Annotated in this window: 21 protein-coding genes and 2 pseudogenes; 15 read left to right on the top strand and 8 right to left on the bottom strand. The window is 73.7% G+C overall.

All coding sequences use genetic code 11. From position 1 onward, the window contains the following. Window positions 1–3 precede the first annotated feature (3 nt). From IF28_RS0104775 to mug, 7 genes and pseudogenes are all read left to right on the top strand, one after another. A pseudogene (locus tag IF28_RS0104775) lies at window positions 4–2,538 on the top strand (ABC transporter permease); the annotation flags it as partial. Between the two features lie 364 nt (window positions 2,539–2,902). After that, window positions 2,903–3,328 carry a GNAT family N-acetyltransferase gene (locus tag IF28_RS37495; RefSeq protein WP_078620875.1) on the top strand — a complete coding sequence of 142 codons (426 nt, stop codon included), beginning with the start codon at window positions 2,903–2,905 and terminating at the stop codon, window positions 3,326–3,328. Between the two features lie 159 nt (window positions 3,329–3,487). Further along, window positions 3,488–4,855, top strand: a complete 1,368-nt coding sequence (locus tag IF28_RS0104770) for a hemolysin family protein (RefSeq protein WP_030214325.1) — start codon at window positions 3,488–3,490, stop codon at window positions 4,853–4,855. Continuing rightward, window positions 4,852–5,865 carry a hemolysin family protein gene (locus tag IF28_RS0104765; protein WP_030214320.1) on the top strand — a complete coding sequence of 338 codons (1,014 nt, stop codon included), beginning with the start codon at window positions 4,852–4,854 and terminating at the stop codon, window positions 5,863–5,865. The genes IF28_RS0104770 and IF28_RS0104765 overlap by 4 nt, the downstream gene beginning before the upstream one ends. Window positions 5,866–5,917: 52 nt before the next feature. Continuing rightward, complete coding sequence (locus tag IF28_RS0104760; RefSeq protein WP_030214317.1) at window positions 5,918–6,694, top strand: SGNH/GDSL hydrolase family protein; 777 nt, start codon at window positions 5,918–5,920, stop codon at window positions 6,692–6,694. Window positions 6,695–6,769: 75 nt separating this feature from the next. Next, a complete protein-coding gene (gene purB, locus IF28_RS0104755; protein WP_030214314.1) occupies window positions 6,770–8,212 on the top strand; it encodes an adenylosuccinate lyase in 1,443 nt (480 codons plus the stop codon). Beyond that, a complete protein-coding gene (gene mug / locus IF28_RS0104750) occupies window positions 8,209–8,757 on the top strand; it encodes a G/U mismatch-specific DNA glycosylase (RefSeq protein WP_078620873.1) in 549 nt (182 codons plus the stop codon). Before purB ends, mug begins: the two co-directional genes overlap by 4 nt. A gap of 10 nt (window positions 8,758–8,767) precedes the next feature. On the opposite strand, the gene IF28_RS0104745 is transcribed toward mug, so the two are convergent. From IF28_RS0104745 to IF28_RS0104735, 3 genes are read right to left on the bottom strand one after another with little or no spacing between them, the layout of a single operon-like run. Then, window positions 8,768–9,205, bottom strand: coding sequence for a hypothetical protein (locus IF28_RS0104745; RefSeq protein ID WP_030214312.1), 438 nt, complete (start codon window positions 9,203–9,205; stop codon window positions 8,768–8,770). Between the two features lie 56 nt (window positions 9,206–9,261). Then, window positions 9,262–9,987 carry an ABC transporter permease gene (locus tag IF28_RS0104740; RefSeq protein WP_030214311.1) on the bottom strand — a complete coding sequence of 242 codons (726 nt, stop codon included), beginning with the start codon at window positions 9,985–9,987 and terminating at the stop codon, window positions 9,262–9,264. Window positions 9,988–9,990: 3 nt separating this feature from the next. Then, a complete protein-coding gene (locus IF28_RS0104735; protein WP_030214303.1) occupies window positions 9,991–10,911 on the bottom strand; it encodes an ABC transporter ATP-binding protein in 921 nt (306 codons plus the stop codon). Between the two features lie 109 nt (window positions 10,912–11,020). Between IF28_RS0104735 and IF28_RS0104730 the strand changes: the two genes are divergently transcribed. From IF28_RS0104730 to IF28_RS0104720, 3 genes are all read left to right on the top strand, one after another. After that, window positions 11,021–12,190 carry a sensor histidine kinase gene (locus tag IF28_RS0104730; RefSeq protein WP_030214300.1) on the top strand — a complete coding sequence of 390 codons (1,170 nt, stop codon included), beginning with the start codon at window positions 11,021–11,023 and terminating at the stop codon, window positions 12,188–12,190. Between the two features lie 14 nt (window positions 12,191–12,204). Then, on the top strand, window positions 12,205–12,867 hold the full coding sequence (locus IF28_RS0104725) for a response regulator transcription factor (protein ID WP_030214296.1): 663 nt from the start codon (window positions 12,205–12,207) through the stop codon (window positions 12,865–12,867). Between the two features lie 97 nt (window positions 12,868–12,964). Further along, the gene (locus tag IF28_RS0104720) at window positions 12,965–14,122 is read left to right on the top strand and encodes an ROK family transcriptional regulator (RefSeq protein ID WP_030214293.1); all 1,158 of its coding nucleotides are present in this window, start codon (window positions 12,965–12,967) and stop codon (window positions 14,120–14,122) included. Window positions 14,123–14,409: 287 nt separating this feature from the next. Here the strand turns inward: IF28_RS0104720 and IF28_RS0104715 are convergent, their stop codons facing one another. Together IF28_RS0104715 and IF28_RS0104710 are read right to left on the bottom strand one after the other, a co-directional pair. Beyond that, entirely contained in the window at window positions 14,410–15,171 is a 762-nt protein-coding gene (locus IF28_RS0104715; RefSeq protein ID WP_030214290.1) for a GntR family transcriptional regulator, read from the bottom strand. A gap of 142 nt (window positions 15,172–15,313) precedes the next feature. Continuing rightward, window positions 15,314–16,201 carry an RNA polymerase sigma-70 factor gene (locus IF28_RS0104710; protein ID WP_030214287.1) on the bottom strand — a complete coding sequence of 296 codons (888 nt, stop codon included), beginning with the start codon at window positions 16,199–16,201 and terminating at the stop codon, window positions 15,314–15,316. A 165-nt stretch (window positions 16,202–16,366) separates the two neighbouring features. Between IF28_RS0104710 and IF28_RS0104705 the strand changes: the two genes are divergently transcribed. The 3 genes from IF28_RS0104705 to IF28_RS0104695 all read left to right on the top strand — a co-directional run bounded on the left by IF28_RS0104705 (window position 16,367) and on the right by IF28_RS0104695 (window position 20,282). Continuing rightward, entirely contained in the window at window positions 16,367–17,197 is an 831-nt protein-coding gene (locus IF28_RS0104705) for an alpha/beta fold hydrolase (RefSeq protein ID WP_030214284.1), read from the top strand. 123 nt (window positions 17,198–17,320) lie between these two features. Then, a complete protein-coding gene (locus IF28_RS0104700; protein WP_030214280.1) occupies window positions 17,321–18,907 on the top strand; it encodes an alkaline phosphatase D family protein in 1,587 nt (528 codons plus the stop codon). Window positions 18,908–19,043: 136 nt separating this feature from the next. After that, window positions 19,044–20,282: a GNAT family N-acetyltransferase gene (locus tag IF28_RS0104695; protein ID WP_051713639.1), complete on the top strand. Its 1,239-nt coding sequence runs from the start codon at window positions 19,044–19,046 to the stop codon at window positions 20,280–20,282. Between the two features lie 81 nt (window positions 20,283–20,363). Here the strand turns inward: IF28_RS0104695 and IF28_RS0104690 are convergent, their stop codons facing one another. Continuing rightward, window positions 20,364–21,539, bottom strand: a complete 1,176-nt coding sequence (locus tag IF28_RS0104690) for a trans-sulfuration enzyme family protein (protein WP_234324930.1) — start codon at window positions 21,537–21,539, stop codon at window positions 20,364–20,366. Between the two features lie 72 nt (window positions 21,540–21,611). On the opposite strand from IF28_RS0104690, the gene IF28_RS0104685 reads away from it, so the two are divergent. Both IF28_RS0104685 and IF28_RS0104680 read left to right on the top strand, forming a co-directional pair. Next, window positions 21,612–22,103 carry an Lrp/AsnC family transcriptional regulator gene (locus tag IF28_RS0104685; protein WP_030214269.1) on the top strand — a complete coding sequence of 164 codons (492 nt, stop codon included), beginning with the start codon at window positions 21,612–21,614 and terminating at the stop codon, window positions 22,101–22,103. Between the two features lie 32 nt (window positions 22,104–22,135). Further along, the gene (locus tag IF28_RS0104680; protein ID WP_030214267.1) at window positions 22,136–23,824 is read left to right on the top strand and encodes a DUF885 domain-containing protein; all 1,689 of its coding nucleotides are present in this window, start codon (window positions 22,136–22,138) and stop codon (window positions 23,822–23,824) included. 9 nt (window positions 23,825–23,833) lie between these two features. Here IF28_RS0104680 and IF28_RS39750 read toward each other — a convergent pair. Beyond that, window positions 23,834–23,968: pseudogene (locus IF28_RS39750) on the bottom strand (3-ketoacyl-ACP reductase); the annotation flags it as partial. 18 nt (window positions 23,969–23,986) lie between these two features. Further along, window positions 23,987–24,499 (bottom strand): immunity 21 family protein, encoded by a 513-nt coding sequence (locus IF28_RS0104675; RefSeq protein ID WP_030214264.1) that lies wholly within the window; start codon window positions 24,497–24,499, stop codon window positions 23,987–23,989. Between the last annotated feature and the right edge of the window lie 123 nt (window positions 24,500–24,622).

The raw sequence follows: 24,622 nt of genomic DNA, 5'->3' as shown, positions 1-24,622 counted from the left end.
GCCGTGCTGAAGGCGACGCTGCGGAGCTTTCTCGCGCACAAGGGACGGCTGCTGCTGTCCGCGCTGGCCATCGTGCTGTCCGTGGCGTTCGTCGCGGGCAGCCTGATCTTCTCCGACACGGTCTCCCGTACCTTCGACCGGCTGTTCGCGTCCACCTCCGCCGATGTGACGGTGGAACCGCGGGACGACCTGGAGTCGTCGGTGCCCACCGGCGCCGTCCGGACGCTGCCGGCCTCGCTCGTGCGGGAGCTGACCGGGGTCGACGGCGTCGAGTCGGCCCGCCCCGACATCAGCGTCGAGAACATCACGGTCGTCGACGGCGACAACGAGTCGGTGGGGCCGACCACGGGCGCGCCGACGATCGCCGTGGACTGGTACGTCAGCGAGCGCAGTGTGGTGGAGCTGACCTCCGGCCGCACCCCGCGCGGCGACGGCGAGGCGGTCCTGGACGCGGACACCGCCGACGCCAAGGACGTCGGGATCGGGGACACGCTCTCCGTGCAGGCGCAGCCGGGCTCCTTCCGGGTGGAGATCGTGGGCATCGCCACGTTCACCACCACGAACCCGGGCGCGGCGCTGGTCTTCCTCGACCCCGCGGTGGCGGGTGCCAGGCTGCTGGGCTCGGCGGACCTGGCCACGAGCGTCTCCCTCGACGCGGCCCCGGGCGTCACCGACGCGGAGCTGAAGCGCCGGGTCACCGAGCGGCTCGGCGACGCCTACAAGGTGCAGACGGCGGACGAGACCGCCGAGACCGCCGCCGACGAACTCGGCGGATTCCTCGACGTGATCAAGTACGTGATGCTCGGCTTCGCCGGGATCGCGGTCCTCGTCGGCGTCTTCCTGATCGTCAACACCTTCTCGATGCTGATCGCCCAGCGGACCCGTGAACTCGGCCTGCTGCGGGCGCTGGGCGCCGACCGCAGGCAGGTACGCCGGTCCGTGCTCACCGAGGCGGTGCTGCTCGGTCTGGTCGGTTCGACGGTGGGACTGGCGGCCGGCACCGGGCTCGCCCTCGGGCTGATCCGGCTGATGAGCTCGATCGGTATGAACCTGAAGACCACGGAGATGGTCGTCGGCTGGGCCACCCCCGTCACCGCGTACGTCGTCGGCGTGGGCGTCACCTTCGTCGCGGCGTATCTCCCGGCCCGCCGCGCGGCGGGCGTGTCACCGATGGCCGCGCTGGCGGACGCGGAGATCGCCGGTACGGGACGGCCGCTGCGCACCCGCGCGGTGGTGGGTTCCGTGGTGGGCGCGCTCGGCGCGGCCGCGCTGGTGGGCTGCGTCCTGGCCGGCGAGACGTCGTCGGCGGCCTCCCTGCTGGGGCTCGGCGTCGTCCTCACCCTGGTCGCCACGGTGATCGCCGGTCCGTTGCTGGTACGGCCGGTGATCCGGGTGCTGGGCGGGGCGTTCCCGGCGCTGTTCGGCTCCGTCGGCCGGATGAGCCAGCGCAACGCCCTGCGCAATCCCCGCCGTACCGGCGCGACCGCGGCCGCGCTGATGGTGGGGCTCGCCCTGGTGGGCGGGATGTCGGTGGCGAGCGCCTCGATGTCCCGCTCCTTCGACGAGCAGATCGACAAAACGCTCGGCGCCGACTTCGTGCTGCAGAACGCCAACTTCACGCCGTTCCCCCAGGAGGTCACCGACCGGGTGCGGGACACGGAGGGCGTGGGAGTGGTCGTACGGCAGCGGTTCGCGCCGGTGGCGGTGACGCTGCCGGACGGGGAGCGGGTCGAGACCACCGCCGCCGGGTACGACGACGGGGCGGACGAGGTCGCACGCGTGACATACGCGTCCGGCGACACGGCGGCCGCGCTCGCGGACGGCAACGTCGCCATGGACGTGGACTTCGCCGGGGAGCACGGCGTCCGTAGGGGCGACACCGTCCCGGTCGAGTTCCCCGGCGGCCGGAGCACCGAGCTGACGGTGGCCGCCCTCACCGACATGGACGGCGGCTCGGGCTTCGGGATGGCGGGCGGGCTGGTCTTCGGCATCGCCACGGTCGAGGAGTACGTGCCGGGCGGTCAGGACTCCGCGCTCTACGTCAACGCGGCCGCCGGGACGAGCGTGGAGCTGTTGCGCGAGCGGCTGGAGACGACGCTGGAGCCGTATCCGCAGGTGCAGGCCCGTGATCAGGCCGACTACAAGGAGCTGGTGCACGACCAGATCGCGGTACTGCTGTACCTCGTCTACGCCCTGCTGGGGCTGGCGATCGTCATCGCGGTGCTGGGCGTGGTCAACACGCTCGCGCTGTCGGTGGTGGAGCGTACGCGCGAGATCGGTCTGCTGCGGGCGATCGGGCTGGGGCGGCGGCAGCTGCGGCGGATGATCCGGCTGGAGTCGGTGGTGATCGCGGTGTTCGGTGCGGTGCTGGGGCTCGGGCTGGGGCTGGTGTGGGGGCTGTGCGTCCAGCAGGTCCTCGCCCTTCAGGGCATGACGGCGCTCGCGATCCCGTGGGGGACCATCGCGGCGGTCGTCATCGGCTCGGCGGTGGTGGGCATCGCGGCGGCACCCGGGGTGACGGCTGAGCGGGGGGAGGTCGCGCGGCCCGGCGCTTACGGGGTGCCGTCGCGCCCACCCGTGCCGCCCTGCGGCACGCCTGCCCGCGGACCGGCGGGAGCGGCGGCCGCAGGCGCGCGGGGCGCGGGAGCGCGGGATCGGGGGGGACGCGGGGCGCGGGATCGGCCGGGACGCGGGAGCGCGGGATCGGCCGGGACGCGGGGCGCGGGGGCGCGGGAGCGCGAGGACGCGGGGGCGCGAGGACGCGGGGGCGCGAGGACGCGGGGGCGCGAGGACGCGGGGGCGCGAGGACGCGGGGGCGCGGAAGGATGGCGTGGGGACGGCGTCGGGGGTCCGGATGGTGGAATGGGCTGTGGGGTGGGGGTGGGCGTGGTGGGATCGGCTGATGAACGAGCTGCGTGTACGGGCCGCGACGCCCCGGGATCTGGACGCCGTGCTGGCCTTCTGGAAGGCCGCCGCCGAGGGAACGAGCATCAGCGACGACCGGGACGGTGTGGAGCGGCTGGTCGCCCGCGATCCCGAGGCGCTTATCCTCGCGGAGACCGGCGGCGAACTGGCCGGCACGGTGATCGCCGGCTTCGACGGCTGGCGGTGCCACCTGTACCGGCTGGCGGTGCACCCGGACCACCGCCGGCGCGGCATCGCCTCCGCGCTCCTGACCGCCGCCGAGGACCGTTTCGTACGGCTCGGCGGACGCCGCGCGGACGCGATGGTGCTCCAGGACAACGGCATCGCCCATCACGCGTGGACCGCCGCCGGGTACGCGCCGGAGGAGCGGTGGCGGCGCTGGGTGAAGCCGCTCACCCCGTGATCCACAGCCCGCCGACACTCCTTTGCCGGTCCTTTACCATGAGTGGGCAACTCGGTCCTCCATGAAAGGTTGTGTGCGTCCGCCCATGGGCGAGCCCCCCGGTCCGCGACACCGCGCGTCTGTTCCCGTCCTGTCCGACCATGGGACAGAGGTGACCCGATGACCGAAGTGCTCCTCCTTCTCGCGGCGATCCTGCTCTCGCTCGCCTGCGGCGCCTTCGTCGCGGCCGAGTTCTCCCTCACCACGGTCGAGCGGGCCGAGCTGGAGCGGGCGGTCGAACGCGGCGAACGGGGCGCCGCCGGCGCGCTCAAGGCCGTACGGAATCTGACCTTCCAGCTCTCCGGGGCGCAGCTCGGCATCACGGTCACCAATCTGGTGGTCGGCATGCTGGCCGAGCCGTCGATCGCCGCGCTGATCGCGGGCCCGCTGGAGGACATGGGCGTCTCCGGCTCGGTGGCCCGCTCCCTCGCCCTGGTGATCGGCACCGCCCTGTCGACGGTGTTCCTGATGGTGGTCGGCGAGCTGGTGCCCAAGAACTGGGCGATCTCCTCGCCGCTCGCCGTCGCCAGGACGGTGGGCAACGCGCAGCGCTGGTTCAGTGCCGCGTTCCGCCCGTTCATCACCCACCTCAACAACTCGGCCAACCGCATAGTGCGCCGTATCGGCGTGGAGCCGGCCGAGGAGCTGGCGTCCGCGCGGGGGCCGCAGGAGCTCGCGGCGCTCGCCCGGCACTCCGCGCGGGAGGGCGCCCTGGCGGCGGACACCGCCGAGCTCTTCGTCCGCACACTGAACCTCGCCGACCTCAGCGCGGAGAACGTGATGACGCCCCGCGTGCAGGTCGTCGCCCTGGACGTCCAGGCGACCTGCGAGGACGTGGCGAACGTGACCCGGGCGACGGGCCTTTCCCGGTTCCCCGTCTACCGGGGCACCCTCGACGCGGTCGTCGGCACCGCGCACGTCAAGGACGTTCTGGCGCTGCCCGCCGAGCGCCGTGCCCACGTGCCCGTGTCGGAGCTGATGCGCGAACCGCTGCTGGTCCCCGGCTCGCTCACCGTCGACCGGCTTCTCGACCGGCTCTCCGGCCGGCGCACCATGGCCGTGGTGATCGACGAGTACGGCGGCACGGCCGGCGTGGCCACGCTGGAGGACATCGTCGAGGAGGTCGTCGGCGAGGTCCGCGACGAGCACGACCCGCACGAGACGCCCGACCTGGCCCGGGCCGGCGCCGACGAGAGCGGCCGCACCCTGTTCTCGGCAGACGGCTCCGCGCGCGTGGACCAGCTCGCCCGGGTCGGCCTGCGCGCGCCGGAGGGGCCGTACGAGACCCTCGCCGGGCTCGTGGCGGCCGAGCTGGGCCGGATACCGGCCGTCGGCGACACCTTCGAGGTGGCGGGCTGGCGGCTGGACGTGGTGGACGCCACCGGCCGCCGCGCGGCACGCGTCCTGCTGCACGCGCCGCCCGGCGACCGCCAGCCGGCACCACCACGGACGGACGGCACCACCGACGACGAGGGGGCACGGCGATGACCGTCGTACAACTGCTGATCGGTCTGGCGACGCTGGTCGTCAACGCCTTCTTCGTCGGCGCCGAGTTCGCGCTGATCTCGGTGCGCCGCAGCCAGATCGAACCGCACGCGGAGGCGGGCGACCGGCGCGCGAAGAGCGTGCTGTGGGGTCTGGAGCACGTGTCCGCGCTGATGGCGGCCGCACAGCTCGGCATCACACTGTGCACGCTGGTCCTCGGCGTGGTCGCCGAGCCCGCCATCGCGCATCTGCTGGAACCGGTGTTCCACGCGGTGGGCGTCTCCAAGGGCGCGGGGCACGCGGTGTCGTTCGTGATCGCGCTGGCGCTCGCCACGTATCTGCACATGCTGCTCGGCGAGATGGTGCCGAAGAACATCGCGCTGGCCGAGCCGGTGCGCAGCGCCCTGGTGCTGGGTCCGCCGCTGGTGGCGCTGTCCCGCGCGCTGCGGCCGGTGATCTTCACGATCAACGCGTTCGCCAACACGCTGCTGAAGCTGATGCGGGTCGAGACCCGCGACGAGGTCGTCGCGTCGTTCTCGGACGCCGAGCTGGCCCAGATCGTGAAGGACTCCGGTGAGGCGGGCCTCATCGACGACCGCGCGCGGGAGCGGCTGAACGACGCCCTGGAGCTGGGCCGGCGGCCCGTGCGGGACGTGGTGATGCCGCTGGCGGACGTGGTCTACGCGAGCGTGGGCGTCACCCCGGAAGGGCTGGAGCGGCTGTCGGCGGAGACCGGGTTCTCCCGCTTCCCGGTGGTGGACGGGCAGCGGCGCATCGTCGGCTATCTGCATGTGAAGGACGCTCTCGACGCCTCGCCGCGCGACCTGCCGTTCCGGCTCGGTGAGATGCGGTCCATCGCGCGGGTGCGGGAGAGCACGCCGATGGACGACGTCCTCACCGCGATGCGGGGCAGCCGTACGCATCTGGCGGCCGTCCTCGGGACCGACGGGCGGCTGGCCGGGCTGGTGACCATGGAGGACGTGCTGCAGGAGCTGTTCGGGCAGCGGGCCTGAGCGAGGGCGACCGACCGCCGGGTATGTGCCTCGGGTTACCATCTGTGTCGCCATGCAGACGAACCCCACCTACAGCAGCCTCGTCGCCCTCGGCGACTCCTTCACCGAGGGCATGTCGGACCTCCTGCCCGACGGCACCTACCGCGGCTGGGCCGACCTCCTCGCGGCGCGGATGGCGGCCGCCTCCCCCGGTTTCCGGTACGCCAACCTGGCGGTGCGCGGCAAGCTGATCCAGCAGATCGTCGACGAGCAGGTCGAGACCGCCGCCGCCATGCGGGCGGACGTCGTCACCCTGGTCGGCGGGCTGAACGACACCCTGCGGCCCAAGTGCGACATGGTGCGGGTGCGGGAGCTGCTGACCGAAGCCGTGGAGCGGCTCGCCCCGCACTGCGGGCAGCTGGTGCTGATGCGCAGCCCGGGCCGCCAGGGGCCGGTCCTGGAGCGGTTCCGCCCGCGGATGGAGGCGCTGTTCGAGTGCGTCGACGAGCTCGCCGAGCGGCACGGCGCACTGGTCGTCGACCTGTACGGGGCGCCGTCGCTCGCCGATCCCCGGCTGTGGGACGTGGACCGGCTGCATCTGACGGCGGACGGCCACCGCAGGGTCGCCGAGGCGGTCTGGCAGACGCTGGGGCACACGCCGGACGATCCGGACTGGCGTCTGCCGCCGGAGGCGACGCTGCCGCCGCGCTGGACGGCACGCCGCGCCGCGGACGCGCGGTTCGCCCGGCAGTACCTGCTGCCGTGGATCGGCCGCCGTCTCACCGGCCGTTCCTCGGGCGACGGTCTGCCGCCCAAGCGCCCGGAGCTGCTGCCGTACGAGGCCCGCTGACCGCGGGCCCTTGTAGCTTCCGACGAACGACCCCGTGGCGCCGGCCTGCAGGAATCGCCAGTAGACTCCCGATACGTGACTGCTGCGCCCGCCAAGCCCCGTATCCCGAACGTCCTCGCCGGACGCTACGCCTCCGCCGAGCTCGCCACGCTCTGGTCGCCCGAGCAGAAGGTGAGGCTGGAGCGGCAGCTCTGGCTCGCCGTGCTGCGGGCCCAGAAGGACCTCGGCATCGAGGTGCCCGACGCGGCGATCGCCGACTACGAGCGTGTCCTCGACACCGTCGACCTGGCCTCGATCGCCGAGCGCGAGAAGGTCACCCGGCACGACGTGAAGGCGCGGATCGAGGAGTTCAACGACCTCGCCGGGCACGAGCACGTGCACAAGGGCATGACCTCCCGCGACCTCACCGAGAACGTCGAGCAGTTGCAGATCCGGCTCTCGCTGGAGCTGATGCGCGACCGTACGGTGGCCGTCCTGGCCCGCCTCGGCAGGCTGGCCGGTGAGTACGGCGAGCTGGTCATGGCCGGCCGCTCGCACAACGTGGCCGCGCAGGCCACCACCCTCGGCAAGCGGTTCGCCACCGCCGCCGACGAGCTGCTCGTCGCCCACGGCCGGGTGGAGGAGCTGCTGGGCCGCTACCCGCTGCGCGGCATCAAGGGCCCGGTCGGCACCGCGCAGGACATGCTGGACCTGCTCGGCGGCGACGCGGGCGGACTCGCGGAGCTGGAGCGGCGGATCGCCGGGCATCTGGGCTTCTCGCAGGCGTTCACCAGCGTCGGCCAGGTCTACCCGCGCTCGCTCGACTACGAGGTCGTCACCGCGCTGGTGCAGCTGGCCGCGGCGCCGTCGTCGCTGGCGAAGACGATCCGGCTGATGGCCGGGCACGAGCTGGTCACCGAGGGCTTCAAGCCCGGCCAGGTCGGCTCCTCCGCGATGCCGCACAAGATGAACACCCGCTCCTGCGAGCGCGTCAACGGCCTGATGGTGATCCTGCGCGGCTACGCCTCGATGACCGGCGAGCTGGCCGGCGACCAGTGGAACGAGGGCGACGTGTCCTGTTCGGTGGTGCGCCGGGTCGCGCTGCCGGACTCGTTCTTCGCGCTCGACGGTCTGCTGGAGACGTTCCTGACGGTGCTGGACGAGTTCGGCGCGTTCCCGGCCGTCGTCGCCCGGGAGCTGGACCGCTATCTGCCGTTCCTCGCGACCACCAAGGTGCTGATGGGCGCGGTGCGCGCGGGCGTGGGCCGCGAGGTCGCGCACGAGGCGATCAAGGAGAACGCCGTCGCGACCGCCCTCGCCATGCGCGAGCGGGGCGCCGATCGCAACGACCTCCTCGACAAGCTCGCCGCCGACGAGCGGCTGCCGCTCGGCCGGGCCGAGCTGGAGGCGCTGATGGCGGACAAGCTGTCCTTCACCGGCGCGGCGAGCGACCAGGTCACGGCCGTCGTCGGCCGGATCGACGAGATCCTCAAGCGGCACCCGGAGGCCGCCGGGTACACCCCCGGGGCGATCCTCTGACGCGCTTCACCCAGGAGGAGCTGGAGGCCGCCCGCGACCGTCTCGTACCGGACGTGGCCGCGGACGGCCTGCGGGTGCTGTTCTGCGGCATCAACCCGGGTCTGACGACGGCCGCGACGGGCCACCACTTCGCCCGCCCCGGCAACCGCTTCTGGCCGGCGCTGCACCGCTCCGGTTTCACGCCCCGGCTGCTGCTGCCGTCCGAGCAGGGGGAACTGCTGTCGTACGGGCTCGGCATCACCAATGTGGTGGCGCGGGCGACCGCGCGGGCCGACGAGCTGAGCGCCGAGGAGTACCGGGAGGGCGGGCGGCTGCTCGCGCTGAAGGTGGCGCGGCTGCGGCCGAGGTGGCTGGCCGTGGTCGGGGTCACCGCGTATCGCGCGGCGTTCGACGAACGGAAAGCACAGGTGGGGCCGCAGGCGCGGCTCATCGGTGACTCCCGGGTGTGGGTGCTGCCCAATCCGAGCGGGCTCAACGCGCACTGGACGCCGGTGACGCTGGCGGAGGAGTTCGGACGGCTGCGGGAGGCCGCGGCGGGGCCGTGAGGGCCGGCGGTCAGGGCGGTGCCGTCTCCGTGACCACCGCCAGCAACCGGACCGCGTCCGCCGGGTCGCGGTGGGCGACCGCGACGGCGACCCAGCGGCCGGTGCCCTGCACCTCCCACAGCCAGGCCACATCGGCCAGTGCGCCGAGCCGGGCCCACGGCTCGGGTATCTCCTCCCGCTCCGTGCGCAGCAGGACCGTCCGCAGGTTCCAGGGGTCGACGTCCCCCCAGCGGGAGGCCAGCACCTCGTACACGGCGTCGCGGCCCTTCTCGAACTGGTCCACCGTGACCGCCCACCGCGCGGGGTCGGCGTCCGGTCCGTCGCCGGTCTCCAGTACGGCGACATGGTGGCCCGGTCCGCCGAAGCCGACGTCCGACGGGCCGTGCTCCGCCGGAAACGGACGGAAGCACAGCTCGTCGATGAGGGCGATGTGCCGGGCGATGTTCATGGGTCCAGTAAACCCGCCGCCACTGACAGTTGGCGGGGTGTCAGCCGGCCTCCCGCTCAGGCGTCCCGGCGGCGCAGGCTCCAGGCCCCGGCCAGGAGGGCGGCGGCCGTCCACAGCGCGGTCACCGCAAGTCCGGTCCAGGGGCCGGGGGTTCCTTCGTGGTGCTGGTACAGGACCACCTGTCCGGCACGGTCGGGCAGATAGCCGACGACGGTGCCGGCCGCGTCGCCGATCACGAAGGAGACGACCAGGATGAACGGGATCAGCAGCGACAGCGTGGCCACCCCGCTGCGCAGTACGGTCGCCAGGCCGGCGGCGAGCAGGGCCATCAGCGTGAGGTAGACGCCGCAGCCCACGACACCCCGGATCTGTTCGGCCGCGGTGAGGCCGCTCGCCGCCGGTCCGAGCCCCGCGCGGGCCGCGAGGAGGGCGGCGGGGGCGGTCAGCAGGCTCACGAGGAACGTGGGTACGGCGATGGCCGTGACCTTGGCGGCGAACCAGCGGCCGCGGCGCGGGGTCGCCGCCAGGGAGAGGCGCAGGGCTCCGTCGTGGTACTCCGCCGCCACGGCCATGGCGCCGAAGGAGATGGCGGCGATCTGACCGGGGGTGACACCGGACAGGGCCGTGAAGAGGGGGTCGGACCCGGGGTCCGACGTGTCCGAGAGGCCGGCGAGCGCGGAGAACGCGGTGGTCGCCGCGAACAGCGCGAACAGGGCTCCCGGGAGCGAGCGGACGGTGCGGATCTTCAGCCACTCGGCGTGGAGCACGGGTGCGAACGGCATGGGTCAGGCCTCCTGGGGCTGTGCGGCGAACTCGGTCTCGGCGGCGGTCAGATCCAGATAGGCCTGTTCCAGGGTGCCCTCGGCCGCCGTGAGTTCGAGAAGCGGCACCTGTGCGGCGGAGGCGAGGCGTCCGATGTCGTCCACGCGCGCGTCCGGCACCGTCCAGTGGCCGTCCGGGTGTTCCGCGACGTCGTGACCGTGCCGGGCGAGGGCACTCCTGAGGGCGGTGGGGTCGGAGGTGCGGACGCGGACGGCGGGACGCACGCGGGCGTCGATGAACTCCCGCATCGGGGTGTCGGCGAGGAGCCGGCCGCGGCCGAGGACGACGAGATGGTCGGCGAAGGAGGCGGTCTCGTTCATCAGATGGCTGGAGACCAGCACGGTCCGCCCCTCGTCGGCGAGCCGGCGCAGCAGGGTGCGGATCCACACGATGCCTTCCGGGTCGAGGCCATTGGAGGGCTCGTCGAGCATGATCACCTCCGGGTCGCCGAGCAGTGCGGCGGCGATGCCCAGCCGCTGGCGCATGCCCAGGGAGTAGGTCCGCACCCGGCGCCGCCCCGCCGGGCCCAGACCGGTCTCCTCCAGCACCCCGTCGACCCGGCGGTCCGGGATGCGGTGACTCGCCGCCAGGACCCGCAGATGGTCGCGGCCGGTGCGGGAGCCGTGGGCGGCCTGCGCGTCCAGCAGGGCGCCCACGTGGCGCAGGGGTTCGTCGAGGGCGGCGTAGGGGCGGCCGCCGAGGGTGGCGGAGCCGGACGTGGGGTGGTCGAGGCCGAGCACCAGGCGCATCGTGGTGGACTTGCCCGCGCCGTTGGGGCCGAGGAAGCCGGTGACGCGGCCGGGCAGGACGCGGAAGGTGAGGTGGTCGACGGCTCGCCGGGTGCCGTACTCCTTGGTGAGGTCCTGGACGTCGATGCTGGTCATGTGCCTCAGCGTGGCGCCTCGCACGGGGGCGGCGCCTCCCCCGCCGGTGGAGATCGTCTCCCCCGCGCGGGGGAGGTCCGTTGCCGGTGACGGCTGGGACGATGACGCAATGCCCCGCTTGCTGCGCCCGTTCGGCCGGACAGTGACGTACACACGCCTGCTGCATCTGTTCATGGCGATCGTGTGGCCGTCGCTGTGGCTGTTCCTGGAGGAGGCGTGGTGGACCTGGGCGCTGGCGGCCGTGGCGCTGCTGCCGGCGGGACTGGTGCCCGCGATGCGCACGGTGGAGGGGTTGCAGGCCAGGCTGCTGCTGACGGGCCAGCGGCACGACAGCGACAGCGCCGGCATCGTCGTCGCTCCGTCCGTCTCCTGGAGCGACCGGGGCCGGGTCGTCGTATGGCTGCAGGTGCGGCTGCTGATCGGCTGCGCGACCTCTGTGTTCGTCGCGAACCTGCTCATCGCCGCGGTGGACCTGGCGGCGGCGGCGTTCGGCGGGGACACGGCGTCGGGCGAGCCGTTCCTGCTCGACGGCCACAGGTGGTGGCATGTCCTGCTGCTGCCCGTGCTGCTGGTGATCCTGGCGGCGACCGTGGTCACGTCGGGGCGGCTGATCACGGCGCTGGCGCGGCGTCTGCTCGGCCCCTCCCCCGCCGAGCGGCTGGCCGCCCTGGAGGAACGCACCGAGCAGCTTCTGGAGCGCACGCGCATCGCCCGTGAGCTCCACGACTCCATCGGCCACGCGCTGACCGTGGCCGTCGTGCAGGCGGGCGCCGCCCGCGCGGCCGGCGATCCCGCGTTCACCGAGCGGGCGTTGGACGCCATCGAGGAGACCGGCCGGGCGGCTCTGGAGGACCTGGAGCGGGTCCTCGGTGTCCTGCGCGAGTCCGGGAGACCGGCCGGCGGCCGGCCGGCCCTCACGGACGCCGGCCGGCTGCTGGAGTCCGCGCGGGCCTCCGGCGCGACGGTCGACGCCGACATGACCGGCCCCCTGGACACCGTGCCCGGGCCGGTCTCCCGCGAGGGGTACCGCATTCTCCAGGAGGCTCTGACCAACGTGCTGCGGCACGCGGGTGCCGTCCCCGTGCGGGTCCGTGTCACGGTCGGGGACGGCACGCTGGGCCTGGAGGTCCGCAATCCGTTCACCGGGGCGGCACCGGCACCCGGCAGGGGCAGCGGCCTGCGCGGCATACGCGAGCGCGCGTCCCTGCTGGGCGGCGAGGCGCACACCGGCCCCGACCGGGGTGACTGGCGGGTGCGGGTGGAACTGCCGTTGGGCTGATCTACGCTGACCGGATGCCGGTCACCGTTCTGCTCGTCGACGACGAGCCCCTCGTACGCGCGGGTCTGCGGGCCGTGTTGGAGGCGCAGGCGGACATCGAGGTCGTCGGGGAGGCGGCCGACGGGGCGGCGGTCATTCCGCTGGTACGGCGGCTGCGGCCGGACGTGGTGGCCATGGACGTACGCATGCCGCTGCTGGACGGGATCGAGGCCACGCGCGCGTTGCTGCGGTCGGTCGACGCGCCGCCGAAGATCCTCGTCGTGACGACGTTCGAGAACGACGAGTACGTGTACGGGGCGCTGCGTGCGGGAGCCGACGGGTTTCTGCTGAAGCGGGCACGGCCGGCGGAGATCGTGCACGCGGTGCGGCTGGTCGCCGAGGGCGAGTCGCTGCTGTTCCCCGCCTCGGTACGGCGGCTCGCGGCGCAGTACGCCGACGGCGACGGCAACCGCGCGGCGCGCGACCGGCTGGCGCGGGCGCGGCTGACCGAGCGCGAGGGGGAGGTGCTGCGGCTGATGGCGCGGGGCCTGACGAACGCGGAGATCGCCGCGAAGCTGGTGGTGGGGACGGAGACCGTGAAGTCCCATGTGAGCGCCGTGCTGGCCAAGCTGGGGGCGCGGGACCGGACCCAGGCGGTGATCGCGGCGTACGAGTCGGGCTTCGTGGCGCCGGGCTGAACCGTGCCCCTTCGGGGCGTCCCCGCCCGGAGGTCGCCGGGGCCGTCGGCGCCGAGTACGATCCGCCCAACACGCGCACGAGCAGGGAGGACGGACGGTGGGTCGGCTGACCGGCGGGGACCCCTCGCTGCTGCGACGGATCAACTCCGCGGTGGTGCTGCACGCGCTGCGGGCCACGGACTGCGCGACGCTGACCGAGGTGACCCGGGTGACGGGGCTGTCCCGGCCGACCGTCGAGGGCGTGGTGGAGGGGCTCATCGAGGCGGGCCTCGTCGTGGAGACGGTGGCCGAGGAGGGCGCCGCGCGGCGGCAGGGGCGGCCGGCTCGGCGGTTCCGGTTCCGGGCTGAGGCCGGGCATCTGCTGGGCCTGGAGATCGGCGTGCACCGGGTGGCCGCGCTGCTGGCCGATCTGGACGGGCGGGTGATCGGGGCCCAGGCGCGGGACGTCGACGAGACGGTCGACGCCGACGAGCGGCTGGAGCGGATCGACGCGGCCGTCGCCGAGCTACTGCGCCGGGCCGGTGTCCCGCGCGGCTCGCTGCGGGCCGTGGGCGTGGGTACGCCGGGGATCGTGGAGGCGGACGGAACGGTGCGGCTGGGCACGGCGCTGCCCGGCTGGACGGGGCTCGGCCTCGGTGAGCGGCTGAGCCGGTCCTTCAAGTGTCCGGTGCTCGTGGAGAACGACGCGAACGCCGCCGTCGTCGCCGAGCACTGGAAGGGGGCCGCGCGGGAGACCGACGACGTGGTGTTCGTGCTGGCCGGGCTGAGCCCCGGGGCCGGTTCGCTGATCGGGGGGCGGCTGCACCGGGGGTACGGCGGGGCGGCCGGCGAGATCGGGGCGCTGCATCTGCTGGGGCGGGAGGCCACGCCGGAGACATTGCTGTCCACGACGGACGAGCCGCTGCATCCGCTGGACGAGCAGGCGGTCGCCGAGGTGTTCGCCCAGGCGCGGGAGGGTGATCAGCGGGCGCTGGCGGCGATGGACCGGTTCATCCGGCGGCTGGTGCACGATGTGGCGGCGCTGGTGCTGGCGCTCGATCCGGAGCTGGTGGTGATCGGGGGGTGGGCGGCGGGCCTGGACGGCGTCCTCGAGCCGCTGCGCCGCGAACTGGCCCGCTACTGCCTGCGACCGCCGCGGGTCACGCTGTCCCATCTCGGGGAGGCGGCGGTCGCCACGGGGGCGGTCCGCCTGGCCCTCGACCACGTCGAGGAACAACTCTTCGCGGTAGAGGGCACGGTAACGGCCCGCCGCTAGCGCCCGAGTCCGGGTCGCGCGACGCCATCGCTCCCCGCCGCTCCCGCCGATCCCGCCGGTCCGCGGGCAGTCGTGCCGCAGGGCGGCACGGGTGGGCGCGACGGCACCCCGTAGGCGCCGGGCTGCGCTCCGTCCCCCCGCTCAGCCGTCACCCCGGGCAGCTGCTGGACGGGGGTGAGGGTGCGCTCGCCCCGCTGGAGGGGGTGCCGCTGCGCCCACCCGTGCCGCCCCAGCGGCACGACTGCCCGCAGCTACGGCGGGCTGCAGGGGTGGGCGTGGTTGCGGGGTCAGGAGGCGTGGCGGGTCGGGCCGTGGTGGATTTCCACGCCGCCCGCGTCGCCGAAGGTGAGTCGGCAGGTGTCCGCGCGATAGGTCGCCATGGACAGGGCCGCCGTACGGCCGCGGGCGATGAAGCGGGTCGTCACGACCAGCACCGGCGCGCCCGGCAGGCGGTCCAACTCCCTCGCGTCGTCCGCGCGGGCGGACCCGAGCTCTACCGCGTTCTCCTGCCGCTCCAGCTCCAGCCGCTGCAGCTCCCGCAGCACCGCACGCGCGCGTGCCGGACCGGCCGGCGCGTCGATGCCGGTCAGGTCCGGTACCGAGTCCCCCGGGATGTACAGCAGTTCGGCGGCGACGGGCTGGCCGTGGGACACCCGGGAGCGCCGCACGACGTGCACCGGCTCGGCGCTGCCGGTCACCAGCGCCTCGGCGACGCCGGCGGGCGGCACCTCGAGCGCGCAGTCCAGGGCCTGCCAGGCATCCTGCGCCCCGCCCGGCCAGGCGTGCTGTGCCGTCCCGACGGACACGCCCATGCGCGGCGGCGCGACCGTCGTACCCACCCCCCGGCGGCGCTGCAGCCTGCCCTCGAGTTCGAGCTGTTCCAGAGCCTGCCGGAGCGTGGCGCGCGCGACGCCGAAGCGGGCGGCGAGATCACGCTCATTGGGCAGGATCTCGCCCACCGAGAACTCCGAGTCCAGCGCCTCGCTGAGCACGGTCCTCAGGTGCCAGTACTTCGGTTCCGGCACCGTTTCCAGCTGCGTGGTCCCCACCCTGTCCTCCACGATCGCCGTGTCCGGCGGGCGTTTTAGCGCCCTTGTTTATTAAAGGTTGTTTCACTTGTCTGCGACCATAAGGCGGCCCACACCCTTGGTCAATACCAATCAACCCGAGACGAAGGACCCGGAGGCGGTCCTACGGGAGAGCGGCGAGCGAATACAGCTTGTCGGGATTACGGATGACGTACACCGTCCGGACGCGTCCGTCTGCGACGTCGAGCTGGAAGACGGAGTCGGGCTTGCCGCCGGACCGGACGAGCACCGCCACGCCGCCGTTGAGCTCCAGGAAGCGGAAGGAGACGTCGGGCAGACCCTTGCGGGCGGTTCCGAAGAGGAAGCGGCCCACATGGTCGGCGCCCTCCAGGACCCGCAGCGGGGCGCGCGACTTGCCGCCGCTGTCGCCGACCAGACGCACGTCCGGGGCGAGCAGTTCCAGCAGCCCCTCCAGGTCGCCCTCGGTGGCCGCGGCGAGGAAGCGTTCGGTGAGGTCGCGGCGCTGGGCGGGGTCGACGTCGTAACGCGGACGGCCCTCCCCGACGTGTCCGCGGGCGCGGCCGGCGAGTTGCCGTACGGCCGGTTCACCGCGGTCGAGCATGACCGCGATGTCGGCGTACGGGTAGCCGAACGCCTCGCGCAGCACGAACACCGCGCGTTCCAGCGGGGAGAGGGACTCCAGGACGACGAGGACGGCGAGGGAGACGGAGTCGGCGAGCACCGCCCGTTCGGCGGTGTCCGGGACCGCGTCGCCGAAGTCGGTGACGTACGGCTCCGGCAGCCACGGGCCGACGTACGTCTCACCGCGCGCCTTGATCTGGCGCAGCCGGTCGATGGCGAGGCGGGTGGTGACGCGCACCAGGTAGCCGCGCGGGTCGCGTACGCCGGACCGGTCGCCGCCCGACCAGCGCAGCCACGCGTCCTGCACGACGTCCTCCGCGTCGGCGACCCGCCCCAGCATGCGGTAGGCGACCCCGAGGAGGACGGGGCGGTGCGCTTCGAAGACATCGGTCGCGGAGTCGGCGGTCACGGCACCATCCCAGCGGACCCGCGCGGCCGTGTCCAGGCGGCACCGGCCGCCCCGGGGCACACCCAACCGGGGGCTACCCGCCGGTAGTAATCGCTGACAAGCTGTCCACGACGTCAGGCGGCGTCCGTTTCCGCGCGTCCCGAGTTCCAGAAGAGGAGCAGCCCCATGTCCGCGACCGTGTCCTTCAAGGTCACCTCTCCCCTCGGCCCGCAGTCCGTGACCCTGTCCTACGCGCGCGTGGGCCGCGGTGAGCCCCTGCTCCTGCTGCACGGCATCGGCCACCACCGTCAGGCCTGGGACCCGGTGGTGGACATCCTCGCCACGGAGCGCGAGGTGATCGCCGTGGACCTGCCGGGCTTCGGCGCCTCGCCGGCGCTGCCCGGCGGTCTCGCCCACGACCTGCCCACCATGAGCGCCGCGCTGCGCGCCCTGTGCGAGGAACTGGAGCTCGGCCGGCCGCATGTGGCGGGCAACTCGCTCGGCGGTCTGCTGGCGCTGGAGCTCGGCCGCGACCGGCTCGTACGGTCCGTCACCGCCCTGTCTCCGGCGGGCTTCTGGACCCGGGGTGAGCGGCGGTACGCCTTCGCCGTGCTGACCGGCATGCGGCGGATCGCGGAGCGGATGCCGCTCCCGCTGGTGCAGCGTCTCGCCCGCTCCGCGGCCGGCCGGGCGGTACTGACCAGCACCATCTACGCCCGTCCCGGGCGCCGTTCCGCCGAGGCCGTGGTCGCCGAGACGCTCGCCCTCGCCGGGGCCGCGGGGTTCACCGAGACGCTCCGCGCGGGCGCCACCGTACGGTTCACGGACGATGTGCCCGGCATCCCGGTGACCGTCGCCTGGGGCGCCAAGGACCGGCTGCTCGTCCCCCGGCAGGGTGTGCGTGCCAAGCAGATCATTCCCCGGGCCCGGCTGGTCCGGCTGCCCGGCTGCGGCCACGTCCCGATGAACGACGACCCGGCGCTGGTCGCCCGCGTCATCCTCGACGGCAGCGGCTGAGGCCGGGGCGCGCACGCGCGCGGTGACGCGTCCGGTTGTTCACCCGGGGTTCGCGTGCGTGCCGTACGGCCCGAGTAGGTGTGGGTGCGCACACTGGCCGGATCCCGTCACTGGAGGCGCACCATGTCCCACCGTCCGCTCCCCGGCCGTCGCGCCGTGCTGCGCGGCTCGCTCGCGGCCTCGGCGGCCCTGACCCTGCCCACCGCCCTCGGCGCGGCGCCCGCCTTCGCCCGCTCCGGGCGCCCGCGGGCCGCGTGGGGTGTGCAGACCGGCGACGTCACGCGTGACTCGGGGCTGGTGTGGGTGCGCTCGGACCGTCCGGCGCGGATGATCGTCGAGACGTCGGCGACCGAGTCGTTCCGCCATCCGCACCGATGGCACGGCCCGGTCCTCGGCCCGGGCACCGACTTCACCGGCACGACCCGGTTGCGCGGTCTGCCGTCCGGGGAGCAGATCCACTACCGGGTGCTGCTCGCCGACCCCGACGACCCGCGCCGCACCGGTGAGCCGGTCACCGGCACCTTCCGCACCGTCTCCGCCCGGCGCCGGGACGGGGTGCGGTTCCTGTGGTCGGGCGACCTGGCCGGCCAGGGCTGGGGCATCAACCCCGACATCGGCGGCTACCGCATCTTCGACGCGATGGCCCGGCTCGACCCCGACTTCTTCCTGTTCAGCGGCGACACCGTCTACGCCGACGGCCCCCTCTCCGCGACCGCACCGCTGCCCGACGGAACGACCTGGCGGAACATCACCGTCGAGGAGAAGGCCAAGGTCGCCGAGACCCTCGCCGAGTACCGGGGCAACTTCCGCTACAACCTGCTCGACGGGAACCTGCGCCGTTTCAACGCCCAGGTGCCGTCCATCGTGCAGTGGGACGACCACGAGGTGCGCAACAACTGGTACCCGGGCCAGCGGATCTCCGACGCGGACGCCCGGTACACGGAGAAGGACGTCGATGTGCTGGCGGCCCGCGCGCGGCGCGCGTTCAGCGAGTACTTCCCGATGTCCACGCTGCGGCCGGGCGCCCGGGAGGGCCGGGTGTACCGGGTGCTGCGGCAGGGGCCGTTGCTCGACGTGTTCGTGCTGGACATGCGGACGTACCGGAACGCCAACTCCTCCGGTGACCAGACCGTGGACCCGCAGGGCATCCTCGGGCGCGAGCAACTGGAGTGGCTGAAGCGGGAGTTGTCACGCTCGCGCGCGGTGTGGAAGGTGATCGCCGCCGACATGCCGATCGGCCTCGTCGTACCGGACACGACCGAGGGCGCGCGGAACGTGGAGGCGGTGGCGCAGGGCGACCCGGGGGCGCCGCTGGGGCGGGAGCTGCAGATCGCGGAGCTGCTGCGGTTCGTCAAGCACCGGCGGATCACCGGCACGGTGTGGCTGACGGCCGACGTGCACCACACCTCGGCGCAGCACTACCAGCCGTCGCGTGCCGCGTTCGACGACTTCGAGCCGTTCTGGGAGTTCGTCTCCGGTCCGCTGAACGCGGGGGCGTTCCCGGCCGTCGCGCTGGACGGCACGTTCGGTCCGGAGCGGGTGTGGGTGAAGGCGCCGACCGCGTCGAACGTCTCGCCCGCGGGCGGCTTCCAGTTCTTCGGCGAGGTCGACATCGACGGCGGCAGCGGCGAGTTGACGGTGCGGATGCGGGAGCAGGACGGCACGGTGCTGTTCACGAGGACGCTGCGCCCGGGACTGGTCGGCCAGTGACACCGGCCGGTCGCTCCGGTCAGTGACCGACGTCACCGACCCAACAAAGCGGACAGAAGCGCGCTTTACCCATCAGTCACAGTACGTTCGTGATCACGAAACACGATTCCTTCACAGTGGCTGTATGAGTCGAGACATGTCTGAAGTGACGAACACCCGGTACGACGGGCCCGCCGCGCGGTGCGCGGCCGCCTTCCACGCATGGTGGGCACGACGCCACGGCAGCGTGCCGCCGGCGCACGATACCGGCGGCACGCCGCCGCCCTCCGCCGGGTCCGGGGGCAGCGTACTGTGGCGGATGCGGACGACGGTGAAGGACGAACCGGGCGCGCTGGCCGTGCTGTGCACGGCGCTGGCCGGGCTGCGGGTCGACATCCTCAGCCTGCAGACGCACCCGCTGGGCGAGGACACCGTCGACGAGTTCCTGCTGCGGGCACCGGAGGGGACGGACCTCGTCGCGGCCGTGTCGCGCGCCGGGGGCACGGACACCTGGACCGAGCGGGCCGACGCCCACGATCTGGTGGACGCCCCGACCCGAGTCCTCGGGCTGGCCGTCCGTACCGCCCAGGACGCGGCCGAACTGCCGCTCGCGCTGCGTCAGTTGCTGGGGCGGTGCACGATCCGCTCCCGGCCCGCCGTGACCGTGGGCGGCCGGCGGGTGCCCGAAGACGTGCCCGAGGAGGGCCTCTTGGACGACACCGTGATCCGGCTGCGCGCCCCGGAGGGCGGGGTGCTCACCCTGGAGCGGCCGTATCTGCCGTTCACCCCCACCGAGTTCGCCCGCGCGCGGGCCCTGGTGGAGCTGGACGCCCGGCTCGGTCCGCGCATCCCGCGCGGCCGTGACGTCCTCACCCTGCCCGAGGGCAGCGACATCTCCGTGCGCCGCGCGGACACCGGTGACCTGGCCGCCGCGCGGGCGATGCACGAGCGGTGCTCCGCCGAGACCCTGCGCATGCGGTACCACGGGCCGGCCGGCGACGCGGACCGCTATCTGAACCATCTGCTCAGCCCCCGCTTCGGCCGCACGCTCGCCGCGCAGACCGCCTCGGGCCGCATGGTCGGCCTCGGCCATCTGCTGTGGGACGGCGACGAGACCGAGGTGGCGCTGCTCGTGGAGGACGCGTGGCAGCGCCGGGGCATCGGCGCCGAACTCCTGACCCGGCTGGTGGGGATGGCCGCCGAGGCGGGCTGCTCCGACGTGTACGCCGTGACGCGGGCGTCCAACACCGGCATGGTCGCCGCGATGCGCGGACTGGGGCTGCCCCTCGACTACCAGATCGAGGAGGGCACGCTGGTCGTCACGGCCCGCCTGGACGCCGTACGGGACCGGCTGCCGCGGGAGCGGGAGCACGGCGAGCGGATCGGCCGGCCGTAACCCGCGCCGTACGGGGACACCTCGTCGTACGGGCCCCCGGGAAGGGGGTGCGCCACCGGACCGCTCCCCGGGGGGCCGGTCTCAGCCCTCGGCCAGTGCCTCCGGGCGTCCGGGGGCGCCGGCCCGCTCCCCCAGAGCCGCGTCCAGATCGGCCCACAGGTCCTCGACGTCCTCCAGGCCGACCGAGAGCCGCAGCAGCCGGTCGGCGACACCCGCGTCCCTGCGGTCGTCGGCGTCGACGATGCGGTGGCTGATGGAGGCGGGGTGCTGGATGAGCGAGTCCACGCTGCCGAGGCTGACGGCCGGGGTGATCAGCCGTACGCCGGCGATCACCCCGTGCGGGTCCCCGTGCACTTCGAAAGAGACCATCGCCCCGCCGATACGCGGGTAGTGCACCCGGTCCACGCGCGGGTCGGCGGCGAGCCGGCGGGCGAGTTCGGCGGCGTTCGCGGACGCTGCCCGCACCCGGACCGGAAGGGTCGACAGGCCGCGCAGCAGCAGATATCCGGCCAGCGGGTGCAGTACCCCGCCCGTGGCGAACCGCACCTGGCGCAGCCGCCCGGCGAACTCCTCGTCGCAGGCCACCACACCGGCCAGTACGTCCCCGTGCCCGCCGAGGTACTTGGTGGCGCTGTGCAGCACCAGCCGCGCCCCGTGCTCGGCCGGCCGCTGGAGGACCGGGGTGGCGAAGGTGTTGTCGACGAGCAGCGGCACGGAGCCGCACGCGTGGGCGACGGCCCGCAGATCGATCTCGGCGAGCGTCGGGTTGGCCGGGGTCTCCACGAGCACCAGACCGGTGTCCGGACGCAGCGCGTCGGCGACCCCGGCCGGGTCGGTCCAGGTCACCTCGGAGCCGAGCAGTCCGGCGGTCAGCAGATGGTCGCTGCAGCCGTACAGGGGACGTACGGCGACGACGTGCCGTAGTCCCATCGAGCCGCGGGCCAGCAGGACGGCGCTGAGGGCGGCCATGCCGCTGGCGAACGCGACCGCCGACTCGGTGCCTTCGAGCCGGGCCAGGGCGGTCTCGAAGCGGGCGACGGTCGGGTTGCCGAGCCGCCCGTAGACGGGCGGGCCCTCCGGTTCGGCGCCGGTGGCGGCGAAGGCGTCGATCCGGGCCGCCTCGCCCCGGCTGTCGTACGACGGGTAGGTGGTCGACAGGTCGATCGGCGGGGCGTGCAGTCCCCGTCCGGCGAGATCGTCGCGGCCCGCGTGCACGGCCTCGGTGGCGAGTGCCCGGGTGGTGTGTCGCGTGTCCATGCCCAAGTCCATGGACGGAAGGGTGAACACCGAACGGGTTCAGGTGGCTGGATACCGTGCTACGTTCGCCCGATGGCCGAATCTGTCGTACTGGATCCGGTGGACCTTCATCTGCTGCGGCTGTTGCAGAACGACGCCCGGACGACGTACCGGGATCTCGCCGCGCAGGTCGGGGTCGCGCCGTCGACGTGTCTGGACCGGGTGACCCGGCTGCGCCGTTCGGGGGTGATCCTCGGGCACCGGCTGACGCTGGATCCCGCCAAGCTGGGGCGTGGGCTCCAGGCGCTGCTGTCGGTGCAGGTCAGGCCGCACCGGCGGGAGCTGGTGGGGCCGTTCGTGGAGCGCATCCGGGCGCTGCCGGAGTCGCTGACCGTGTTCCATCTGACCGGCCCCGACGACTATCTGGTGCATGTCGCCGTCGCGGACATGGCCGATCTGCAGCGGCTGGTGCTGGACGAGTTCACCTCGCGGCGGGAGGTGGCGCGCGTGGAGACCCGGCTGATCTTCCAGCAGTGGGACTGCGGGCCGATGCTGCCGCCTTCGCCCACAGCTCAAACGGGATGACGCGCGACAGGACGCGTACCAGGATGGTCGCCATGTCTCAGACCAACAGCGCGCTTCCCCGTCAGGTCGCCGACACCTACGTCGACGAGCTCATCGCCCTCGACCCCGTCGCCGGGACGTTCCTCGGAGTGAAGGAGAGCTCCTCGCGTCTGCCCGATCTCTCGCCCGCCGGACAGGAGGCGCTCGCCGGGCTCCAGCGGGCCACGCTCGCGCGGCTCGACGAGGCCGAGCGGCAGCCCGGCGCGGACAGCGGCATCGAGCGCCGCTGCGCCCGTCTGCTGCGCGAGCGGCTCACCGCCGAGCTCGCCGTGCACGAGGCGGACGAGGGGCTGCGCGCGGTCGGCAACCTGGGTACGGTCGCGCATTCGGTGCGCGAGGTGTTCACGGTGACGCCGGCGGAGTCGGAGGAGGACTGGGCGGCGATCGCCGAGCGGCTGCGCGCGGTCCCGGCCGCGCTGGCGGGCTACCGGGAGTCCCTCGCGCTGGGCCTGGAACGCAAGCTGTACGCGGCTCCGCGGCCGACGGAGACGTTCGTCGGGCAGCTCGGCGAGTGGGCGGACACGGGCGAGGGCCGCGGCTGGTTCGAGGACTTCGCCGCCGCGGGGCCGGACGCGCTGCGCGCGGAGCTGGACGAGAGCGCCCGCGCGGCGACCGCGGCGGTCGTGGAGCTGCGGGACTGGATGCGCGACGTGTACGCGCCGGCCATCGAGGGCGCGCCGAACACGGCGGGCCGGGAGCGCTACGCCCGCTGGTCCCGCTACTTCAACGGCACCGACCTGGACCTGGACGAGGCGTACGCGTACGGCTGGTCCGAGTACCACCGGCTGCTGGGCGAGATGAGGCTGGAGGCGGAGAAGATCCTGCCCGGGGCCGCGACCCCGTGGGTGGCGCTGGCGCACCTCGACGAGCACGGCCGGCACATCGAGGGCGTCGACGAGGTCCGCGAGTGGCTGCAGGGCGTGATGGACCGGGCGATGGACGCGCTGGACGGCACCCACTTCGACCTGGCGGAGCGGGTACGGAAGGTGGAGTCGCGGATCGCGCCGGCGGGCAGTGCGGCGGCGCCGTACTACACGCCCCCGTCGGAGGACTTCTCCCGGCCGGGCTGCACCTGGCTGCCCACGATGGGGCTGACCCGCTTCCCGGTCTACGACCTGGTCTCCACCTGGTACCACGAGGGTGTCCCCGGCCATCATCTGCAGCTCGCGCAGTGGGTGCACGTGGCCGAGAACCTCTCCCGCTACCAGGCCTCCGTCGGCATCGTGAGCGCCAACGCCGAGGGCTGGGCGCTGTACGCGGAGCGGCTGATGGACGAGCTCGGCTTCCTCGCGGACGCCGAGGAGCGGCTGGGCTACCTGGACGCGCAGATGATGCGGGCGGCGCGGGTCATCGTCGACATCGGCATGCATCTGGAGCTGGAGATCCCGGCGGACTCGCCGTTCCACCCGGGCGAGCGGTGGACGCCGGAACTGGCCGAGGAGTTCTTCGGGGCGCACAGCAGCCGTCCGGCGGACTTCGTGGAGAGCGAGCTGACCCGCTATCTGACGATCCCGGGTCAGGCGATCGGCTACAAGCTGGGTGAGCGGGCGTGGCTCCTCGGCCGGGAGAAGGCCCGCGAGCGGCACGGCGACGCCTTCGACCTCAAGGCGTGGCACATGGCCGCCCTGTCCCAGGGTTCGCTGGGCCTGGACGACCTGGTGGACGAGCTGGCGGCACTGTGAGCCGGTCCGGCGCCGGAGGCCGGCCTCGGAGTCGATGACCTGGCCGGTGATCCGGTCCGCCTCGTCCGTGGCGAGCCACGCGACGGGGCGGGCGGGGTCGTCGGGCATGCCCCGGCGGGCGGCGACGGCGTCGTGGACGCCGCCGGTCGGGTGGGCCGTCCGTCAGGCCAGGGGCCGTAGCCGGACGAGTACCAGCCAGGTCTCCGGGCCCGGCTGGACCTGGGCCGTGCGGACCCCGTAGCGGCCGGCGGTGAGCGTGAGGCTCACGTGGTCGGCCGTCGTCGACCGGGTGCCCGGCCAGGCGGCGTCGAACAGGACGACCGTGCCGGGGACCTTCCACGTCACCTCGGGTCCCCACGAAGCGGTGCGCAGCGCCGCCGGGACGCTCGCCAGGAGGTCCGCCTCGGAGTCGCCGGCGATCCAGCGGACGAGGGTGCCGTGTTCGGGGAGGAACGCGGTCGCGGCGGGCTCGTCGCCCAGGACCAGGGCCGTCGCGTCGCCGACCGGGAGGAGGCCGACGAGTCCGTCCACCTCGCAGGCCCGGTCGTAGTCCGAGGCGGTCTCCTCGCCGTCGGCGCCGGTCCAGAAGGGCAGGACCGTCTCCGGTACCGCGATGAGCGGCCCGCCGCCCGACTCCACCCACTCGACCGTGCCCGGCTCCGCGTATCGCACCATGCGCAGAACCTACCGGGTCGACTCCCGTACCGAAGCCGGGGGTTGAGCATCCGCGGTCGTCGGCGCGGGGCACCTCGCCCGGCGCGCGCTCGTCCCCGGACTCGCCGCGGAACTCCTGGCCCC

Source organism: Streptomyces sp. NRRL WC-3626, assembly GCF_000718785.1.
Lineage (GTDB): Bacteria > Actinomycetota > Actinomycetes > Streptomycetales > Streptomycetaceae > Streptomyces > Streptomyces edwardsiae.
The sequence above is the reverse complement of the archived record's forward strand: the minus strand, read 5'-3'. Positions and strand labels throughout refer to the sequence as shown.

Bases quoted from the DNA above. Each gene is read 5' to 3' on its own strand.
- IF28_RS0104740 (WP_030214311.1), bottom strand. From the start codon at position 9,987: ATGCCGTTCGCACCCGTGCTCCACGCCGAGTGGCTGAAGATCCGCACC.
- IF28_RS0104725 (WP_030214296.1), top strand. From the start codon at position 12,205: ATGCCGGTCACCGTTCTGCTCGTCGACGACGAGCCCCTCGTACGCGCG.
- IF28_RS0104685 (WP_030214269.1), top strand. From the start codon at position 21,612: ATGGCCGAATCTGTCGTACTGGATCCGGTGGACCTTCATCTGCTGCGG.
- IF28_RS0104695 (WP_051713639.1), top strand. From the start codon at position 19,044: ATGTCTGAAGTGACGAACACCCGGTACGACGGGCCCGCCGCGCGGTGC.
- IF28_RS0104765 (WP_030214320.1), top strand. From the start codon at position 4,852: ATGACCGTCGTACAACTGCTGATCGGTCTGGCGACGCTGGTCGTCAAC.
- IF28_RS37495 (WP_078620875.1), top strand. From the start codon at position 2,903: ATGAACGAGCTGCGTGTACGGGCCGCGACGCCCCGGGATCTGGACGCC.
- IF28_RS0104700 (WP_030214280.1), top strand. From the start codon at position 17,321: ATGTCCCACCGTCCGCTCCCCGGCCGTCGCGCCGTGCTGCGCGGCTCG.
- IF28_RS0104690 (WP_234324930.1), bottom strand. From the start codon at position 21,539: ATGGACACGCGACACACCACCCGGGCACTCGCCACCGAGGCCGTGCAC.
- IF28_RS0104675 (WP_030214264.1), bottom strand. From the start codon at position 24,499: ATGGTGCGATACGCGGAGCCGGGCACGGTCGAGTGGGTGGAGTCGGGC.
- IF28_RS0104760 (WP_030214317.1), top strand. From the start codon at position 5,918: ATGCAGACGAACCCCACCTACAGCAGCCTCGTCGCCCTCGGCGACTCC.
- IF28_RS0104735 (WP_030214303.1), bottom strand. From the start codon at position 10,911: ATGACCAGCATCGACGTCCAGGACCTCACCAAGGAGTACGGCACCCGG.
- IF28_RS0104680 (WP_030214267.1), top strand. From the start codon at position 22,136: ATGTCTCAGACCAACAGCGCGCTTCCCCGTCAGGTCGCCGACACCTAC.
- IF28_RS0104745 (WP_030214312.1), bottom strand. From the start codon at position 9,205: ATGAACATCGCCCGGCACATCGCCCTCATCGACGAGCTGTGCTTCCGT.
- IF28_RS0104770 (WP_030214325.1), top strand. From the start codon at position 3,488: ATGACCGAAGTGCTCCTCCTTCTCGCGGCGATCCTGCTCTCGCTCGCC.
- IF28_RS0104705 (WP_030214284.1), top strand. From the start codon at position 16,367: ATGTCCGCGACCGTGTCCTTCAAGGTCACCTCTCCCCTCGGCCCGCAG.
- IF28_RS0104730 (WP_030214300.1), top strand. From the start codon at position 11,021: ATGCCCCGCTTGCTGCGCCCGTTCGGCCGGACAGTGACGTACACACGC.